General features: G+C 55.3%; 16 protein-coding genes. 7 read left to right on the top strand and 9 right to left on the bottom strand.

Annotated features, from left to right (window positions below; translation table 11 throughout):
- Window positions 1-51: 51 nt before the first annotated feature.
- Window positions 52-777 (bottom strand): tRNA (cytosine(32)/uridine(32)-2'-O)-methyltransferase TrmJ, encoded by a 726-nt coding sequence (trmJ, locus tag ACOTY5_RS15985; protein WP_015572157.1) that lies wholly within the window; start codon window positions 775-777, stop codon window positions 52-54.
- Window positions 778-909: 132 nt separating this feature from the next.
- Between trmJ and suhB the strand changes: the two genes are divergently transcribed.
- From suhB to ACOTY5_RS15965, 4 genes are all read left to right on the top strand, one after another.
- The gene (gene suhB, locus ACOTY5_RS15980) at window positions 910-1,713 is read left to right on the top strand and encodes an inositol-1-monophosphatase (protein WP_003860668.1); all 804 of its coding nucleotides are present in this window, start codon (window positions 910-912) and stop codon (window positions 1,711-1,713) included.
- Between the two features lie 210 nt (window positions 1,714-1,923).
- A complete protein-coding gene (gene tssD, locus ACOTY5_RS15975; RefSeq protein ID WP_227789158.1) occupies window positions 1,924-3,282 on the top strand; it encodes a type VI secretion system tube protein TssD in 1,359 nt (452 codons plus the stop codon).
- Between the two features lie 33 nt (window positions 3,283-3,315).
- A complete protein-coding gene (locus tag ACOTY5_RS15970; protein ID WP_227789156.1) occupies window positions 3,316-3,909 on the top strand; it encodes a hypothetical protein in 594 nt (197 codons plus the stop codon).
- The gene (locus ACOTY5_RS15965) at window positions 3,906-4,589 is read left to right on the top strand and encodes a DUF2931 family protein (protein ID WP_045142488.1); all 684 of its coding nucleotides are present in this window, start codon (window positions 3,906-3,908) and stop codon (window positions 4,587-4,589) included. Before ACOTY5_RS15970 ends, ACOTY5_RS15965 begins: the two co-directional genes overlap by 4 nt.
- 46 nt (window positions 4,590-4,635) lie before the next feature.
- Here the strand turns inward: ACOTY5_RS15965 and ACOTY5_RS15960 are convergent, their stop codons facing one another.
- The gene (locus ACOTY5_RS15960) at window positions 4,636-5,616 is read right to left on the bottom strand and encodes a nickel/cobalt transporter (RefSeq protein ID WP_045142487.1); all 981 of its coding nucleotides are present in this window, start codon (window positions 5,614-5,616) and stop codon (window positions 4,636-4,638) included.
- Window positions 5,607-6,245: a DUF1007 family protein gene (locus ACOTY5_RS15955; RefSeq protein WP_017692913.1), complete on the bottom strand. Its 639-nt coding sequence runs from the start codon at window positions 6,243-6,245 to the stop codon at window positions 5,607-5,609. Before ACOTY5_RS15955 ends, ACOTY5_RS15960 begins: the two co-directional genes overlap by 10 nt.
- Window positions 6,246-6,370: 125 nt before the next feature.
- On the opposite strand from ACOTY5_RS15955, the gene csiE reads away from it, so the two are divergent.
- Window positions 6,371-7,648: a stationary phase inducible protein CsiE gene (gene csiE / locus ACOTY5_RS15950; protein WP_015572154.1), complete on the top strand. Its 1,278-nt coding sequence runs from the start codon at window positions 6,371-6,373 to the stop codon at window positions 7,646-7,648.
- On the opposite strand, the gene ACOTY5_RS15945 is transcribed toward csiE, so the two are convergent.
- Window positions 7,649-8,788 (bottom strand): 3-phenylpropionate MFS transporter, encoded by a 1,140-nt coding sequence (locus ACOTY5_RS15945; RefSeq protein ID WP_032669382.1) that lies wholly within the window; start codon window positions 8,786-8,788, stop codon window positions 7,649-7,651.
- Window positions 8,789-8,960: 172 nt separating this feature from the next.
- On the opposite strand from ACOTY5_RS15945, the gene ACOTY5_RS15940 reads away from it, so the two are divergent.
- Window positions 8,961-9,383, top strand: a complete 423-nt coding sequence (locus ACOTY5_RS15940; RefSeq protein WP_015572152.1) for a DoxX family protein — start codon at window positions 8,961-8,963, stop codon at window positions 9,381-9,383.
- A gap of 53 nt (window positions 9,384-9,436) precedes the next feature.
- On the opposite strand, the gene glyA is transcribed toward ACOTY5_RS15940, so the two are convergent.
- Window positions 9,437-10,690 carry a serine hydroxymethyltransferase gene (glyA, locus tag ACOTY5_RS15935; protein WP_003860678.1) on the bottom strand — a complete coding sequence of 418 codons (1,254 nt, stop codon included), beginning with the start codon at window positions 10,688-10,690 and terminating at the stop codon, window positions 9,437-9,439.
- Window positions 10,691-10,994: 304 nt separating this feature from the next.
- Here glyA and hmpA point away from each other — a divergent pair, with 304 nt between their 5' ends.
- On the top strand, window positions 10,995-12,185 hold the full coding sequence (hmpA, locus tag ACOTY5_RS15930) for an NO-inducible flavohemoprotein (RefSeq protein ID WP_023304225.1): 1,191 nt from the start codon (window positions 10,995-10,997) through the stop codon (window positions 12,183-12,185).
- Between the two features lie 80 nt (window positions 12,186-12,265).
- Here the strand turns inward: hmpA and glnB are convergent, their stop codons facing one another.
- The 4 genes from glnB to qseE form a co-directional block, all read right to left on the bottom strand.
- Complete coding sequence (gene glnB / locus ACOTY5_RS15925; RefSeq protein WP_003860685.1) at window positions 12,266-12,604, bottom strand: nitrogen regulatory protein P-II; 339 nt, start codon at window positions 12,602-12,604, stop codon at window positions 12,266-12,268.
- An 80-nt stretch (window positions 12,605-12,684) separates the two neighbouring features.
- The gene (gene glrR, locus ACOTY5_RS15920; RefSeq protein WP_015572150.1) at window positions 12,685-14,022 is read right to left on the bottom strand and encodes a two-component system response regulator GlrR; all 1,338 of its coding nucleotides are present in this window, start codon (window positions 14,020-14,022) and stop codon (window positions 12,685-12,687) included.
- Window positions 14,019-14,771, bottom strand: a complete 753-nt coding sequence (qseG, locus tag ACOTY5_RS15915; RefSeq protein WP_015572149.1) for a two-component system QseEF-associated lipoprotein QseG — start codon at window positions 14,769-14,771, stop codon at window positions 14,019-14,021. Before qseG ends, glrR begins: the two co-directional genes overlap by 4 nt.
- Window positions 14,768-16,201, bottom strand: a complete 1,434-nt coding sequence (qseE, locus tag ACOTY5_RS15910; protein ID WP_032103989.1) for a two component system sensor histidine kinase QseE/GlrK — start codon at window positions 16,199-16,201, stop codon at window positions 14,768-14,770. Before qseE ends, qseG begins: the two co-directional genes overlap by 4 nt.
- Between the last annotated feature and the right edge of the window lie 10 nt (window positions 16,202-16,211).

Raw genomic sequence — 16,211 nt, 5'->3', positions numbered from 1 at the left:
ACGGGCTTTGTAGGCCGGGTAAGCGAAGCGCCACCCGGCGAACAGACGACACTATTCCTTATTCTTCTGCTCAATCGACGCCAGAATCCCGCGCAGGATGTTCAGCTCCTGGCTTTCCGGACGCGCGCGGGTGAACATACGGCGCAGCTTGTTCATCACCTGGCCCGGGTGGCCTTCACGGATAAAGCCGGTTGAGAGCAGCGTCTGCTCCAGATGACCGTAGAAGCGCTCGAGGTCGTCCACCAGCGGGTAGGCCGTCTCTTCTTTAGGTTCGACCGGTTTCTCCTGCGTCGCCAGCCATGCCATGCGCACTTCGTAGGCAATAACCTGCACCGCCATCGCCAGATTCAGCGAGCTGTATTCCGGGTTGGCGGCAATCGCCACGTGATAGTGGCACTTCTGTAATTCCTCGTTGGTCAGGCCAACACGTTCACGGCCAAACACCAGCGCAACCGGCGCCTGTTCCGCTTCTGAGATGCTTTTCAGGCCGCATTCGCGCGGGTCCAGCATCGGCCAGGGCAGCGTACGGGAGCGCGCGCTTGTCCCCACCACCAGGCTGCAACCGGCCAGGGCTTCATCCAGGGTGTCCACGATCTGCGCATTCCCGATCACGTCGCTGGCGCCGGCCGCCAGAGCAATAGCCTGAGAGTCTGGTTTCACCAGAGGATTCACCAGCCACAGGTTCGTTAAGCCCATGGTTTTCATAGCGCGGGCCACAGAGCCCATGTTGCCGGTGTGCGATGTTTCGACCAGCACGATTCGAATGTTTTGCAGCATAATTTTTAAATGTCTGGATTCAGTGTCTGAAGAATATTCGGGCATATTATCATAAACGAGAGACATAATCCGATCCCGCTGCTATACTCTGCGCCGATTTTCCTGTTCTTTAACATCCAGTGAGAGAGACCGATGCATCCGATGCTGACCATCGCCGTGCGCGCAGCGCGCAAGGCGGGTAATGTAATTGCCAAACACTACGAAACCCCAGACTCCGTAGAAACCAGCCAGAAAGGCAGCAATGATTTCGTGACGAACGTAGATAAAGCCGCAGAAGCGATTATTATCGAAACGATCCGCAAATCTTACCCGCAGCACACCATCATCACCGAAGAAAGCGGTGAACATGAAGGTACCGATCAGGATGTTCAATGGGTTATCGATCCACTGGATGGCACCACCAACTTCGTCAAACGCCTGCCACACTTCTCTGTGTCTATCGCAGTACGCATCAAAGGCCGTACTGAAGTCGCCGTTGTTTACGATCCAATGCGTAACGAACTGTTCACCGCGACCCGCGGTCAGGGCGCGCAGCTGAATGGCTACCGTCTGCGTTGCAGCAATGCACGCGATCTGGACGGCACGATTCTGGCGACCGGCTTCCCGTTCAAGGCGAAGCAGCACGCAACCACTTATATGAATATCCTGGGCAAGCTGTTCACCGAATGCGCGGACTTCCGTCGCACCGGCTCTGCTGCACTGGATCTGGCCTATGTCGCGACCGGCCGCGTTGACGGTTACTTTGAGCTGTCTCTGAAGCCGTGGGACTTTGCGGCGGGCGAGCTGATCGCTCGTGAAGCTGGTGCGATTGTTTGCGACTTCACCGGCGGCCATAACTATATGTCTACCGGCAACATCGTTGCAGGTAACCCGCGCGTTGTTAAAGCCATGCTGGCAAACATGCGTGATGAACTGAGCGATGCGCTGAAGCGTTAATCCCGGTAACTGCACTCAGCGGCTATTTCCCCAATGCTGTCTGTGTTTATAAATCCCCGATATTCATCATCGGGGATTTTTTTATTAGTCGTTCCTGTTACGCCTAAATAACCATCAGTATTTACTCTGTAATTTGATTTATAGCAGATTGCCTTTTCGTTTTTATCATTACGATACTTCTTGACTAAACGCCTCACTCAGGAAAAATAAATGAGCAACCTTATTTATTTAACGCTTGAGGGCAATATTCAGGGAAAGATTTCTGCTGGCTGTGGTTCTCAGGCTTCAGTCGGCAACCGCTATCAGCTGGGGCATGAAGATGAAATCTTTGTTTTCAGCCTGATGCAGGAAGCGGGCGGTACCGGTGGCCGGATTTACCATCGCGGACTACAATTCTGTAAGCTCCTGGATAAAAGCTCTCCGTTAATCAGTAACGCTATTAATTATAATGAACGTCTTAAGCTTACCTTTGATATTTACCGCACTAATCGATACGGTCAAATGGAGAAGTATTATCTTATCGAATTACGTGGTGCATCAATACGGTCCATTCAGCTGCATTCAAAAATGAATGATATAGACTATGAATATATCTCGGTGGATTATGATTATATTCTGAGTCGCCATCTTATTGCCGGTACCGAATTTGATTATCTGCTGACGCCTGAAAATTACAGCCGTCTTTTTCCGGTGGTGCAGAAGACTATCCTCCCCGAAGAGCAGCCTGAACGGAGAGTGACATTGGTGCTGGGGATATTCTTTGATGGCACCGGTAATAACGCGGTAAACACCCGGAACATGCTTGAGGCCCTTACGGCGCAGCACTTTGATATTAACAGCCCGGATGCGGTAACCATTCTCGCCAGAAATGCATCGGAAAAGATGGGGATTAGTGGGATCGGGGCGGGCAGCTATCTGGGGTATTACACGAATATTCACTGGTTGAATGAACTGTATGTAATAACTTTTCCCCCAGAGAGTAGTTACATTCAAAATACTGTTTATGTCGAAGGCATTGGAACTCGAGCTGGAGAACCCGATAATCCGATAGGGCTTGGGTTAGGTACAGCAGAGACTGGTATTATTGCCAAAACTGACGATGCGGTAGCGCAGTTGGCGACAACCATAGATGCAGCGCTTGGTTTACTGAAAGGGAAGTTTATCGTCGACAAACTGCGATTTGATATCTTCGGCTTCAGCCGCGGCGCTGCGGCGGCTCGCCACTTCGCCAACCGTGTCCAGGCGGAAGACCAATCCATTATCAGCGCCATTTCAGCGGGTATGGGTAAAATTAGCTACCGCGGTGCTCCGGCAGGCAGAAACCGTTTTCTCGGAATCATGGACACCGTGGCGGCCGTCGGCACGCTGGCGAACGGTCTCAATCCACACAGCGCCGATACCGGCAATGTCGACATACGCCTGCGTCCCGGCGTGGCGGAAAAAGTATTCCACATCACCGCCCAGCACGAATGCCGCTATAACTTTGCCCTCAACAGCGTTGCTCCCGCCTGGCCGGAACTCATACTTCCCGGCGCTCATTCTGATATCGGCGGCGGCTATCTGCCCTAGCTGCGGGAAGACCTTTTTCTCACCCGTCCACTGGTGGAAACCCTGCCTCACAACCAGCCAGGCGCGCAGTCGCACGCTTACCAGCAAACGATGGCGCAGCTACGCGCGCTGGAGCATTCACCGGCCATCATGCCCGTCATTCGTACCAGTGCCATCACCCCGGACGTATGGGAAGACGATTTTGCCCCGCCGGACCACTACAGCCAGCCGCAGAAACGGACCTTTTCCGCTCTGACGCTGCGCCACCGGACGGTCTTTTTTGACTGGTCGAAAGTGGCGCTGCGGCTCATGGTTGATGCAGCGGTAGAGGCTGGGGCGTTATTTGCTGACGTAGATGGCAACAAAACGCACGGCTTACCTGATGAGCTAAAGCCGTTGTCTGACCGCGCCCGAGAAATGGGAAAAGCGGCCCGTCAGCAAAGAAGCGTAACCGGCTTTACACCTGATGAAGTGGACATAATTGCCCGGAAATATATCCACTGCTCAGCCCACTGGAACGCTGTTGAACTCAAAAAGTCCGGTGAATTACAGGGTGGTGCCTCAGCGTCCGAAACCGTCGGCTTTGTCAACCGGCCGGATGAGAACTGGAGCAGAACGATTTACAACATGGATGGAACCAAACGATGAAAAAACGCAACGTGCTGGCGCTTGCCCTGCTGCTTACGGCTGCAGGCTGCAGCCCACAAAAATCTCACCCTTTACAGTCAAAACAGGCCGCCAGCGGTGACTGGACGCTTCCCTATGACAAGTGGTTTTTTTTATTTATCACACCCAGAGAATTACCGTCTATGGTAAATCACGCCAGAGTCATCGACACGGATGGTTATCTGTATACGTTCAATACTCTTGATCCGACGTCCAGAGATCCTGGCTCTGTTGATAGATGGCCTGAGAATGCACATGGCTTTGGCGGTCAATTTAACAAAGTCAAAGCCCCCCCGCAGTATATTGTCTTCTGCTGGGAATCCTATATTGACCAGCAAACCTACGAAACCAGCGCCGTCTTCGGCCCGGACACCTGGCTGCGAATGAAAACACCTGCCGATCATATCAGTCCCACGGGCAGAACTGTCTGGTACAACAGAATGGTATTTGGCCTCTCCCCCGGAGGAAAAGTCAAAATCTGGTTTTCAGATGTCGCCGGACGCCCCAGCCTGCCCGTCAAACCGCTGAAACTGACGACCCGCTCCGGCAAGGACCTTACCCTGTGCAAAGGCTACGTCGTTCCCGGCGGTACGTTTAACGTCATCCAGTCAACGCAGGATTTCATCAAAGGCAAAACCTACCCCTACGGTAACTGGGATTAACAAGAAGCGACAGACTCGTGGTTATGGGGGATCAGACCGTACGTCGCTAAAACGGCCGCAACCCCCTTCCCACCGGCACCGCACTCATCCACATTGTCACCGCCGCTACCAGCAGAATCACCCCACCCGCCAGTGCCAGCGTCGTCCAGCCAACCTGTCGCCACAATACCGGCGTTTTATTGCCGCTGAGTTTTACCGCCAGCTGACGGAAGCTGTGCACCAGCAGGGCTAACGAAGAGATCGTCAGAGACGTTCCCGCCGCCATCGCCAGCGCCGAGAGCATGCCCCAGCCAAATACGCCTGTCACTTTGCTGAACAACAGCACCATGATTGCGCCCGAGCATGGACGCATCCCCATTGAGAGAACAATCATCAGGCGCGCACGCCAGTCCTCACTGTTCTGTAATTGTTCCTGCGTCGGCAGATGCTGATGCCCGCACCCGCAGTTTTCATGGTGAACGTGATGCGGTGTAAAGGATTTGAATTTTGGTTTTCGCAGCAACGCGCGCAATTTTTTCAGCGCCCGCCAGCAGAGGATCAGCCCCAGCACGCCTACCAGCGCGTAACTCCCCTTCTCCAGCCAGAAGCTGCTCATATGCAGCTGGCGGGCCGGCAGCTGTAGCAGCGAAAGGACGACCACGACCAGCGCAATCGCCACACCGCCCTGAAGTAAAGAGGACGCCAGCGTCAGGCCGATACTCGATTTCAGCTTCGACGGATGCGTGGCAAGCCAGGTCGTGATAACGATTTTGCCGTGTCCCGGTCCCAGGGCATGCAGCACGCCATAGATGAAGCTGAACGCCAGAAGAGCGCCGCCCGCTTTGGTCGGATTTTCCGCCACGGCTTTCAGCAGACCGCTCATCTGCTGATTAACTTCCCGCTGCCAGAGGATGCTTTTCACCATCACCTGCGGCCATGCCTGCCACAGCCAGAGCGCGCCGCCAACCGCAAACAACAAAAAGAGCGCCAGAGGCCAGAGGTGCAGCCAGCGACGCGGCTTACTGACGGGAGAGGAGATCACTGACATTGTAACGTCACCTCCTGCGCAAACTGTTTACCTAACTCCATGTCTTCGGGAGGCGCATCCTCTTTATCAAGAGAAACGGCAAAGTTCAGCATCTCTTCGCTGGGTTTCGGGGTGTGCACGGCAATTTTGCAGCTTTTTTGCAGCGCGTCCGGCAGCCGTACGTCGCTGTCATTGTCATAGCGCATATCGACATAGTAGGTTGGGTCAAACGTGGAAAACCTGTACTTCTGCCCGGCCAGCGGTTGAGGGTGCGCCAGCGGAAGGATAAAGGTCAGCACCGCCTGATGTCCGTCGCGGGTCATACCGTACACCGTGGGACGGTTGAGAAATTTCACCTTTTGTCCGTTGTGCCAGAACTCGGTGAAGTAGTGCTGACCCAGCACGTTGGCCATCACTTCCGCCGCCAGCTTTTTCCAGATCTCATCGCCGGGCTTTGCGTTTCCGGCATCGTACAGCAGGTCGGCGGAGGTGATTTCATCCATCGTCCAGCGCATTTTCAGGCCGCTGAGCTGCGTGCCGTCCGTCACCAGTTCGGTTTTCAGGCTGATAAAACTGTGAGGATGTGCGCCGGCGGCACAAGTGAAAACCGCCAAAAATAACGCTACCGCGCTTTGTTTAACTATTTGCATCTGTTCCTCACGTCAAAAATTCTGTGATGTTCGCCAGCAATCCTGAGTGAAAGGCCTGCCGGTGCGCTTTTCAGCGCCCATCCTTTAGCTATTCTTATCAAACATTCACACTGGATACCCGACAGATGATGACGACGCTTGAAATTCCATCTGTGCTTTCCAGTTCGCAGCGCCGCTGCCAGGTGCTTTTGATGCTTTACCTGCCCGATGCTGCCATCACCGCACAGAGCATAATCGCTGCCAACGGCGTGGACGACGTCATGGCACGGCAAGATATAGCCGAGACGCGCGATGAAATCCAGCGCTATCATCGGCTTGATATTGTCACGCACCATGATGGCTGCTACCGAATTGAGGGTTCCGCCCTTAATCAACGTTTGTGCCTGCTGCACTGGCTGCGCAGGGCGCTTCGGCTCTGTCCACATTTTGTCGCCCAACAGTTTACCCCTGCCTTAAAAACCGCGCTTAAACAGCACGGCATTGCCCGCCCGCTTTATGACGATGCGAACCTTCGGGCGCTTATCAACTTTTGCGCGCGCAAGCTTCAGCGCCAGTTTGAGTCCCGCGACGTACAGTTTTTACAGCTTTATCTGCAATATTGTCTGATTCAGCATCATCTGGGCAATACGCCAGAGTTTTCGCCCGTTCAGCGCAGCTGGACGCAGTCCCGAGGGGAATACTTTACGGCGCAGGAAATTGTCCGCCACTGGAAACGGCGCGTCCCGCAGGGAACGCACAGCGATGAACAGCTGTTCCTGGCGCTGCTATTTATGATGCTTCGCACACCCGACCCGGTGATGGATAAACACCAGCAGGATCAGCGCCTGCGTCGCGCCATCGTGCGTATGATTGCCCGTTTCCGGGCGCAAACCGGGATGAACTTCAGCGATGAGCAAGGGCTGACCGATCAGCTTTATATTCATCTGGCTCAGGCGCTGGACCGCTCCTTATTTGACATCGGCATCGACAACAGTCTGCCGGAAGAGATCCACCGTTTATACCCCCGGCTGCTGCGCACCACTAAAGAGGCGCTGTTTGAGCTGGAAGCCGAATTTGGTCTGCGATTCTCCGGTGAAGAGATGGCTCTGGTGGCGGTGATTTTTGGTGCCTGGCTGATGCAGGAGACCGACCTGCATGAAAAACAGGTGGTTCTGTTAACGGGGGAAGATAAAGCCTGCGAAGCGTTAATTGAGCAGCAGCTTCGCGAGCTGACGCTGCTGCCGCTCAATATTCGTTATCTTAGCCTGGAGGCGTTTAAGAAGGAGGGCGCCCCCCGCGAGGCGGCGCTGGTCATTACGCCTTATCCAACCGCCTTGCCGCTGTTCTCGCCGCCGCTCATTCATGCCGTTGAGGCCCTGAACACGCAGCAGCAGGAACATATTCGCGTTATGCTCGAATCATAGTTACGAGCGAGCAGCCACCTTTGGGCGGATGACGATGGCAGGTAAAGCGACCAGCGCCATCACCCAGAACACACCGTGCCCCAGGTGCTGATAGAGGAAACCGGCAAATACGGTCATCACCGCAATACTGCCGCCCATCGCCACCGCTGAATAGACCGCCTGAAGACGAATAACGTCCCCACCCTCTCGCGCCGCGATGTAGCGCATCGCCGCCAGATGGCACACGGTGAAGGTTCCGCAGTGCAGAATTTGCGCCACAATCAGCCACGGCAGCTCAGTCGTCCAGCCCATGATGCCCCAGCGCACCACGCCGCAAACGGCGGAAAGCAGCAGCAGGTCACGCGCCCCGAAACGACGGAAAAGTTTTTGGCTCAGCGCGAAGATAATGACCTCCGCCACCACGCCGAGCGACCACAGGTAGCCTACCGCAGAAGCCGAGTAGCCCGCCCCCTGCCAGTAGATGGCGCTGAAGCCGTAATAGGCCGCATGTGCCCCCTGGAGCAGACAGACGCAGGCCAGGAAACGCCAGCTTTGCGCCACCAGCGAGCGCCAGGCGGGCCAGCCGGCGCTCTCCTGATGGCGGCTTTCGCCCTGCGGCATCACCGACGGACGCAGCAACATACCGAGCAGCATCGAGGCGATGCCGAGCGTTAACAGCGCCAGAATGGCACGATAGTCATAGAGGCTGACCAGTTTCCCGACCAGCGCAGAGCCGATCACGAAGGCAATCGATCCCCACAGGCGCACGCGGCCATAGTCCATGGTGATCTGCTTTTGCCAGGTGTTCGCCAGGGCATCCGTCAGCGGCACCAGCGGGGAGAAGAACAGATTAAAGCCAACCATTACCACCATCAGCCAGGCAAACTGATGGCTGACCCAGAAACAGGCCGCAAAGACCAGCGTCAGCAGGGCCAGAATTCGCACCGCTTTAATCAGTAAGGAGGGATCGCTGACGCGGGGCGCAATCAGCAGGCTACCCAGGAAACGTGCCACCAGCCCCGCGCCCAGCAGGATGCCAATGGTCTCAGGCGTCAGACCAATTCCCTTGAGCCAGACGCTCCAGAAAGGCAAAAAAATACCGTAACTAAAGAAATAGGTGAAATAGCTGAGCGCCAGCCAGCGCGTGGAATGCAAGACCATGAATCCCTCCCGAAATGGAGGCGATAGTCTGGCGTTAATCCCTGACTTTAGCAAGTCGTTAGCGCGCTATAAATTAACGATAAATTAACATCATGGACAGCCGGTCGGCGTATGGCGAGAGCGGCAAAATTGTATTACGTTTAAAGAACATCGCCTGAAGAGGTCGTTTGCCATGAACAACTTACGTTATTTCGATTTCGGCTCCTCTCGTTCTTTCCTGCTTTTAATTGCCCGCATTGCTATTGTGGTCCTGTTTATTATTTTCGGTTATCCCAAGCTGACGGGGTTTAGCGGCACCGTTCAGTATATGACGTCGCTCGGCGCCCCCATGCCCATGCTGGCCGCCATTGTTGCGGTGGTGATGGAAGTCCCCGCCGCGATTCTGATTGTGCTGGGCTTTTTCACCCGCCCCCTCGCGGTGATCTTTGTCTTCTATACGCTGGGAACAGCGGTGATTGGTCACCACTACTGGGATATGACGGGCGATGCGGTTCTGCCAAATATGATTAACTTCTACAAAAATGTAAGTATCGCTGGCGGCTTTATTTTGCTGGCGATTACCGGGCCGGGGGCCATCTCCCTCGACCGACGTTAGCCCATAAAAAAAGGCCGCATGAGCGGCCTTTTTCAGTTCTGCGACGCAGAGAATTATGCGTACACCGGGAAGCGTGCGCAGATGTCCAGAACTTTACCTTTAACGCGCTCGATAACCGCGTCGTCATTGATGTTGTCCAGAACGTCACACATCCAGCCCGCCAGCTCTTTCACTTCCGCTTCTTTAAAGCCACGGCGAGTTACGGCCGGAGAACCGATACGGATACCGGAAGTCACGAACGGGCTCTTCGGATCGTTTGGCACGCTGTTTTTGTTGACGGTAATGTTGGCGCGACCGAGGGCTGCGTCAGCTTCTTTACCGGTCAGGTTCTTATCAACCAGGTCCAGCAGGAACAGGTGGTTTTCAGTCCCGCCAGAGACCACTTTGTAGCCACGGTTCAGGAACACTTCCACCATCGCTTTGGCGTTTTTAGCAACCTGCTGCTGATAAACCTTGAACTCTGGCTCCATCGCTTCTTTCAGCGCGACGGCTTTCGCGGCAATAACGTGCATCAGCGGGCCGCCCTGGGCGCTTGGGAACACGGCGGAGTTCAGCTTTTTGTACAGCTCTTCGTCACCGCCTTTCGCCAGGATCAGACCACCGCGTGGACCCGCCAGGGTTTTGTGGGTAGTGGTGGTCACAACGTGCGCATGTGGAACCGGGTTCGGGTAAACGCCTGCCGCAATCAGACCGGCAACGTGCGCCATGTCGACGAACAGGTACGCACCGATGCTGTCAGCGATTTCACGCATTTTTGCCCAGTCAACGATGCCGGAGTAAGCAGAGAAGCCACCGATGATCATCTTCGGCTTGTGCTCTTTGGCCTGCTTCGCCATGTCTTCATAGTCAATTTTACCGGACTCATCAATACCGTAAGGGATGATGTTGTACAGTTTGCCAGAGAAGTTAACCGGGGAGCCGTGAGTCAGGTGGCCGCCCTGCGCCAGGTTCATACCCAGAACAGTATCGCCCGGCTGCAACAGCGCGGTGTAAACAGCGAAGTTAGCCTGAGAGCCAGAGTGCGGCTGGACGTTCGCGTAGTCAGCGCCAAAGAGTTCTTTCGCACGGTCAATCGCCAGCTGCTCAACGATATCAACGTATTCGCAACCGCCGTAGTAGCGCTTGCCCGGATAACCTTCAGCATATTTGTTGGTCAGCTGAGAACCCTGCGCCTGCATTACGCGCGGGCTGGTGTAGTTTTCGGAGGCGATCAGTTCGATGTGCTCTTCCTGACGTACTTTTTCCTGCTCCATAGCCTGCCACAGTTCGGCATCATAATCGGCAATGTTCATTTCACGCTTTAACATCCGCATCTCCTGACTCAGCTAACAAGTAAATTTTTGGCCTGAAAAGGCAGTCCTGTTGGACGACGGGCAACAGTATAACTGAATAGTTCTGCGATAACAGGTCTTGACAAACGATTTTACGCAAACGTTTACCTCCACGCCACGCAAGGGTTTGAGCAATAAAGCTCTCGCCATTTTCAACGGATTTCTTTTCAGCTTTGTGATGCATATTTTTCACGATGCAAAGAACCATTTACATTGCAGGGGTATTTTTATAAGATGCATATAAAATACATCATTAAAGTAACATCAGAAGGAAGCTGCTATGCTCGACGCCCAAACCATCGCTACCGTGAAAGCCACAATCCCCCTGCTGGTTGAAACGGGTCCTAAACTGACCGCCCATTTCTACGATCGCATGTTCGCGCATAACCCGGAGCTCAAAGAGATTTTCAACATGAGCAACCAGCGTAACGGCGATCAGCGCGAAGCGCTGTTTAACGCTATTGCCGCCTATGCCAGCAACATCGAAAACCTGGCGGCTCTGCTGCCTGCGGTGGAAAAAATCGCCCAGAAGCACACCAGCTTCCAGATCAAACCTGAGCAGTACAACATCGTCGGCAGTCATCTGCTGGCAACCCTGGACGAAATGTTCAGCCCGGGCCAGGAAGTACTGGATGCCTGGGGTAAGGCCTATGGCGTACTGGCAAACGTATTCATCAACCGTGAAGCGCAGATCTACAGCGAAAACGCCAGCAAGAATGGCGGCTGGGAAGGCACGCGCGCCTTCCGCATCGTTGAGAAAACCCCGCGCAGCGCACTGATCACCAGCTTTGAGTTTGAGCCAGTGGACGGTCAGCCGGTTGCCGATTACCAGCCGGGCCAGTATCTGGGCGTCTGGCTGAAGCCTGAAGGCTTCCCGCACCAGGAGATTCGCCAGTACTCCCTGACCCGCAAGCCAGACGGCAAAGGCTATCGCATTGCGGTTAAACGTGAGGAAGGCGGTCAGGTATCCAACTGGCTGCATAACGAAGCCAGCGTGGGCGACGTGGTCCATCTGGCGGCACCGGCGGGCGATTTCTTTATGGCCGTTGAAACGAATACCCCGGTGACGTTGATCTCCGCAGGCGTAGGTCAGACGCCAATGCTGGCAATGCTGGATACGCTGGCGAAAGCAAACCACAGCGCGCAGGTTAACTGGTTCCACGCGGCGGAGAACGGTGATGTGCACGCCTTTGCGGATGAAGTCAAAGCGCTCGGAGCGACCCTGCCGCGTTTCACCGCGCATACCTGGTATCGCCTGCCGACGGAGGCAGACCGCGCAGCGGCTCGTTTCGACAGCGAAGGCCTGATGAATTTAGGGCAGCATGAAGGGGCGTTCAGCGCACCGGGGATGCAGTTCTACGTTTGTGGGCCAGTAGCGTTTATGCAGTATGCCGCGAAGCAGCTGGTAGACCTGGGCGTGAATAAAGACAACATTCATTACGAATGTTTCGGCCCGCATAAAGTGCTGTAATCGCCCGGCGGCGCTGCGCTTGCACGGGCCTACGAAGGGTTTTGTAGGCCGGGTACGCGCAGCGCCACCCGGCAAGAATGTTAAATCGCCGCGTCGTCTTCTTCGCCGGTACGGATACGGATCACACGCGCCACGTCAAAGACGAAGATTTTCCCGTCGCCAATTTTGCCGGTCTGCGCCGTGCGGATGATGGTGTCCACACAGGTATCGACGATATCATCGCTCACCACGATCTCGATTTTCACTTTCGGCAGAAAGTCCACCATGTACTCTGCGCCACGGTATAGCTCGGTGTGGCCCTTCTGACGACCAAAACCTTTTACTTCAGTTACGGTCATCCCGGTGATGCCTACTTCTGCCAGCGCTTCACGTACATCATCCAGTTTGAAAGGTTTAATAATCGCATCAATCTTTTTCATGGTGGGTCCTTAAACTCTTGCCAGTAAGCAGCCTCGTAATCGGTTGCTCACAGTATCATATTCAGGCGAATTTTGCGGTATTACTCTTTAAAATCGTTCGCTTCCAGCTCGTGGCGTGAGAGCAATTTATAAAACTCGGTACGGTTACGCCCGGCCATGCGCGCCGCATGGGTTACGTTGCCTTTGGTGATTTGCAGCAGCTTGCGCAGATAGTTCAGCTCGAACTGGTTTCGCGCTTCCGCAAACGTCGGTAAGGCCGTGTTTTCCCCCTCGAGCGCCTGCTCCACCAGCGCATCGCTGATCACCGGCGATGACGTCAGCGCCACGCACTGCTCAATCACGTTCACCAGCTGGCGTACGTTGCCCGGCCAGCTTGCGGTCATCAGGCGTTTCATCGCATCGGTGGAGAACGCGCGCACGAATGGTTTGTGGCGGTCAGCGGCCTGGCGCAAAAGGTGATTTGCCAGCAGCGGGATATCTTCCGCACGCTCGGCCAGCGCCGGGATTTTCAGGTTGACGACATTCAGTCGATAGTAAAGATCTTCACGGAACTCGTTGCGCGCCATCACCTTGGGTAAATCGCGATGGGTAGCGGAAATAATACGCACGTTGATATCGATATCGCGGTTGCTGCCAAGCGGACGCACTTTTCGCTCCTGCAACACGCGCAGCAGTTTGACCTGCAACGGCGCGGGCATATCGCCAATTTCATCAAGAAACAGCGTGCCCCCCTCAGCCGCCTGGAACAGCCCTTCACGGCTGCTCACCGCGCCGGTAAAGGCGCCGCGGGCATGGCCGAAGAGCTCAGACTCAAGCAGCTGTTCCGGCAGCGCGCCACAGTTGATGGCAATAAAGGCATTTTTACTGCGCGGGCTGGCGTTGTGGATCGCCTGGGCCAGGATCTCTTTCCCGGTCCCGCTCTGGCCGTTGATCAGCACGCTAACGTCGGATTGCGCCACCATCCGCGCCTGTTCCAGCAGGCGCAGCATCACAGGGCTACGCGTCACGATGGATTCACGCCAGGCGTCGTCGCCGGATGGCGCCGCATGCTCAAGGGCGCTGTCGATTGCTTTATAGAGGGCGTCTTTATCCACTGGTTTGGTGAGGAAGCTGAATACCCCCTGCTGCGTCGCGGCCACCGCATCAGGAATAGAGCCGTGAGCGGTGAGGATAATCACCGGCATCCCGGGCTGCTGCTTCTGGATCTCCGTGAACAGTTGCAGGCCATCCATTTCATCCATGCGCAAATCACTAATCACCAGATCGATTTTCTCGCGGCTGAGCACTTTCAGCCCCTCCTGCCCACTTTCAGCGGTGACCACGCTGTAGCCTTCGCTGACCAGACGCATTCCCAGCAGCTTTAACAGCCCGGGATCGTCATCCACCAGTAACAGATGGGCAGGTTTACGGCTTGTCATGGCTTCACATCCTCTTGTTTCGGCGTCTCACTGTCTGGCGTCGTGGCAGAGTTGCCTTTCGACCCATCGGGCAGATAGCTGCCTGCCGGCTTACGCGTCGAGAGCTGTCTTTCGATATCGGTCAGATTTTCGAGCTTGCGGGTGGTGGTTTCCAGCTGCTCGCGCAGCGACTCCTGCTGCTGGCGAAGCGCATCAAGCTCGCTGTCGCTCGACTGCTGCAATTTGCTGTAGCGGAAACGCTCTTCAGACAGTTGTAATTGCAGGGTTTGTCCATCCCGCCAGAGCTGATAGACCGGGCGCACCTGCGGGGGAATATTGATCACGTAAGTATCCAGCCGCGTCACGTTGGCGCGGCGTTCGACAGGCGTGATTCTGGCATCCGCCATCACGATCCCACGTTTAAACGCGTCCTGCCAGGTATCGTCCACCAGCATCGCCGCCTGGGCACGGGCCTCGGCGGGCGCCAGCCGCTGGGCGCAGTCTATTCCGCGCAGCCAGAACAGCGGATTGGATTCAACATCACGCCCCGACAGGTTCCAGATATCATCGCAACGTGTTGAAAGGAAATCGGCCAGCTGTTTTTGCGGCCATTTATCTTCCTGTTTGTGGCTAATTGCACTTTTCGGCGCATGGGTTACACAGCCGGCCAGCAGTAAGCAGGGCAGGCTCAGGCGCACATTTTTGCTGGAAAACACCGCGCGCAGTGCGCGGTAAAAGACGTGTGACATACTCACCAGGTTGTTATTCATTTCATTGATTTTTCCGGCTCAAGAGGCAGTTCGATACGAAAACAGACATCGGCGCGTTCATCACTCACGATGTTAAGCTCACCCTGCATGCGTCGTATGCAGTCGCGGGCAATACTCAGCCCCAGACCACTTCCTTTTACCGCACCTTTTCGCTGATGACTCCCCTGGAAGAAGGGCTCAAAGATCATCGTTTTTTCATCATCCGGAATCGGGCTTCCCGTATTCGCTACGTCAATAAATACCCGCGAACCGTTGTTATTGCTTCTGATATAAATGGTACCGGATTCAGTACCATAGTGCACCGCATTGGAATAAAGATTATCCAGTACGCTCATTAACAACATCGGCTCTGCCAGGCAGGAAGGTGCATTGAGATCCACCTGGGTATGCATCATTTTAGCTCTTGCTGGCAGGCTATGGGCGGAGATCACCATGTCCACCAGCGGTTCAATCTCAACGCTTTCAAGCACCACAGCACCATCCGCCAGCTTGCGGTTATAGTCCAGCAGTTGTTCAATAAGTTTTTGTAAATTGCGGCTACTGGCATCCAGAATCGCCACGATCTCTTTTTGCTCAGGGGTTAACGGCCCCGCTACTTCGTCTGCCAGCAGCTCCGTGCCTTCACGCATACTGGCCAGCGGTGTTTTGAGTTCGTGTGAGATATGGCGCAGGAACTGATGACGCTGCGATTCCAGCCACGCCAGGCGTTCAGAAAGCCAGATGATACGCTGACCGACCGAGCGCAGCTCGCGCGGGCCTTTAAAAACAACCGTATCCCCGAGAGATTTGCCCTCCCCCAGGCGGTTAATCATCCGCTGGATCCCCTTTACGGGGCCGATGATCATGCGGGTAAAGAGCAGTACCAGCCCAAGGCTGACGAGGAACAGCACCAGCGCCTGCCAGCCGAAGAACTGGCCGCGCTCGGCAATCTCCTGCTGGAGTTGCTGGCCACGGGAAAAGATAACCGTACGGGTGGACTGCACCATCTCCGTATTGGCGTTCGCGAAGGCTTCAAGTCGGGCGGCGGCGGCGGCATCAGGACCGCTGTTTTTGCACTGGAGCTGCGCCAGATCGTTCAGATCCTGACGCAGCGCCTGATAGAGTTTGTCATCCGGCAAGACCCCGGCATGGGCATCCAGCATTTCGCTGTAGCGTTTACGCTGGTTCTGATAAACCCTCGCCAGCGTGCGGTCGTCCAGCACGCAGTACTGGCGATAGCTACGCTCCATCTCCAGCGCGGCGTTGGTCATTGCCTCGCTACGGCGGGCATCAATAAGCGTGGTGCGGTTAGTCAGGGCCGCCTGGGCACTTAACGCATTCAGGCTTTGCCATGCCTGCCACGCCAGAACCAGCAAAGGTAGCAGGATCAGCAGGAAGGCCATCATAACGAGCTGTCGCAGGGAGCGAGGGAAAGCGGGCCAGCGTTTCAACACATTACTC

The sequence above is a fragment of the Enterobacter cloacae complex sp. SHL018 genome, assembly GCF_049237905.1.
Classification (GTDB): Bacteria; Pseudomonadota; Gammaproteobacteria; order Enterobacterales; family Enterobacteriaceae; genus Enterobacter; species Enterobacter hormaechei_C.
This window is presented reverse-complemented; position numbering and strand designations above follow the sequence as displayed.

Bases quoted from the DNA above. Each gene is read 5' to 3' on its own strand.
- glrR (WP_015572150.1), bottom strand. From the start codon at position 14,022: ATGACAAGCCGTAAACCTGCCCATCTGTTACTGGTGGATGACGATCCC.
- glyA (WP_003860678.1), bottom strand. From the start codon at position 10,690: ATGTTAAAGCGTGAAATGAACATTGCCGATTATGATGCCGAACTGTGG.
- glnB (WP_003860685.1), bottom strand. From the start codon at position 12,604: ATGAAAAAGATTGATGCGATTATTAAACCTTTCAAACTGGATGATGTA.
- ACOTY5_RS15960 (WP_045142487.1), bottom strand. From the start codon at position 5,616: ATGTCAGTGATCTCCTCTCCCGTCAGTAAGCCGCGTCGCTGGCTGCAC.
- ACOTY5_RS15965 (WP_045142488.1), top strand. From the start codon at position 3,906: ATGAAAAAACGCAACGTGCTGGCGCTTGCCCTGCTGCTTACGGCTGCA.
- csiE (WP_015572154.1), top strand. From the start codon at position 6,371: ATGATGACGACGCTTGAAATTCCATCTGTGCTTTCCAGTTCGCAGCGC.
- suhB (WP_003860668.1), top strand. From the start codon at position 910: ATGCATCCGATGCTGACCATCGCCGTGCGCGCAGCGCGCAAGGCGGGT.
- ACOTY5_RS15940 (WP_015572152.1), top strand. From the start codon at position 8,961: ATGAACAACTTACGTTATTTCGATTTCGGCTCCTCTCGTTCTTTCCTG.
- ACOTY5_RS15955 (WP_017692913.1), bottom strand. From the start codon at position 6,245: ATGCAAATAGTTAAACAAAGCGCGGTAGCGTTATTTTTGGCGGTTTTC.
- tssD (WP_227789158.1), top strand. From the start codon at position 1,924: ATGAGCAACCTTATTTATTTAACGCTTGAGGGCAATATTCAGGGAAAG.
- hmpA (WP_023304225.1), top strand. From the start codon at position 10,995: ATGCTCGACGCCCAAACCATCGCTACCGTGAAAGCCACAATCCCCCTG.
- qseG (WP_015572149.1), bottom strand. From the start codon at position 14,771: ATGAATAACAACCTGGTGAGTATGTCACACGTCTTTTACCGCGCACTG.
- trmJ (WP_015572157.1), bottom strand. From the start codon at position 777: ATGCTGCAAAACATTCGAATCGTGCTGGTCGAAACATCGCACACCGGC.
- ACOTY5_RS15945 (WP_032669382.1), bottom strand. From the start codon at position 8,788: ATGGTCTTGCATTCCACGCGCTGGCTGGCGCTCAGCTATTTCACCTAT.